General features: G+C 60.2%; 1 protein-coding gene. It reads left to right on the plus strand.

Features of this window, described 5'->3' with window-relative positions; all coding sequences use genetic code 11:
* Window positions 1–361: 361 nt before the first annotated feature.
* Window positions 362–1,392: hypothetical protein (locus PLJ71_11160; GenBank protein ID HQM49234.1), on the plus strand; the 1,031-nt coding region annotated here is incomplete at its 3' end.

Raw genomic sequence — 1,392 nt, forward strand, 5'->3', positions numbered from 1 at the left:
TCCAATTGACGCGCGCAACACAGGCGTTCGCCTAACGAAAAAGTGTACCAGATGCCTTCGCGACTTCACGAATTCCGTCAACGGCTCAACAGCCGCGAGTGCTTGAACGTGAATGAGTCCGCCGCCACGAGATCCTGCAAAGACCGGTTCTCGCAGATTACGGCCTATGATACAATCCTCCGCCATGAGGGGCGAGAACGCACACCGCCCGCTCATTGCCGCTGAGAACCTCAACAAGGGTTGTGTGAGGGACGAGGCGGCGGTGCACGTGTTGTGGGGAGTTTCGTTCGAGATTGAACGGGGTGCCTTCATTACGGCTATTGACCCGCCGGGGTCGGGCAAGACGGCAAGGAGGCCCGGTATGATGCAGTCACGGCAGATGACATCGGTTCTCGGCGTGTGTTTCATGTTTGCGATGAGCGCTTACGCGGTCGAGTTGACCCACAAGGAACTTGATGCAGGGACGGTCCCGCAAGTCGGCGACGTTGTTATCCTGGATGATTTCGCCCGGTGTTTTCCGCACTCGGCCATAGCCGGCGCCAGCCAGAAAGGCAAGTGGTGGCTGCGCCCATACACCACCGAACGGCGCCAAGGCAAGATGATCTGCGTCGAGGAACGGGATACAGAGCGTCCGGAGAGTTGTCTCGCGCCGGCGTTGACGTATCCGATCGCGCTCGAGGGCGTGTTCGACATCTGGGTCGGCACCTACCGCCCTCTCCTGCAAGGGGGCGGGGTCGACATCAAGCTGACGGCCGACAAGTTCTACTTTCCCGTGAACCCGAACGAGGACGGCGTGAAGGAATGGCCGCCTGCCGCCGACAAGACGGGACGTCTCGTTGAATGTTTTTACAAGACCGCCGACCTGACTGGCCAGAACATTCATCTGCGCCAGCCGCGCGGGACGTATCAGTCGCTCTGGTGGGGGCTCTGCAATGCGCACGTGGCCTATATCAAGCTCGTTCGCAGGGACCCAGCCGAAGTCGAGGCGGAGGCCGGTCGCAGGGCCACTCTCGAACGTCGCGGCGTGATCATGGACCACGACGGTTTCAGTTACGTCTGGGACTACGGGGTATACGATATCGACTGCATCATGCAACAAGTCGAGGGGTACCAGTTCGGCAACGTGGACGCGGTGAACTGGTGCATCGGCGGGTCGTTGGGCACCAATTTCCCTCATCCGATGACTACCGGCCGCATAACCGGCGGCGACCGATTGGGCGACAAGCGCGCCGAGCGTGTCTTCGCCGCGTTCGAAGAGCGCGGCATCGATATTCTCCACGCACTCGTTGACCGCTGCCACGAACTCGGCATTGACATCTACGTCTCGCACCGCGCAAACGTTCACTATTACCAAAGCAATGTATGGGACGAACACCCGGAGTGGCGGCTCAA

This window comes from Candidatus Hydrogenedentota bacterium (genome assembly GCA_035416745.1).
Taxonomy (GTDB): Bacteria; Hydrogenedentota; Hydrogenedentia; order Hydrogenedentales; family SLHB01; genus UBA2224.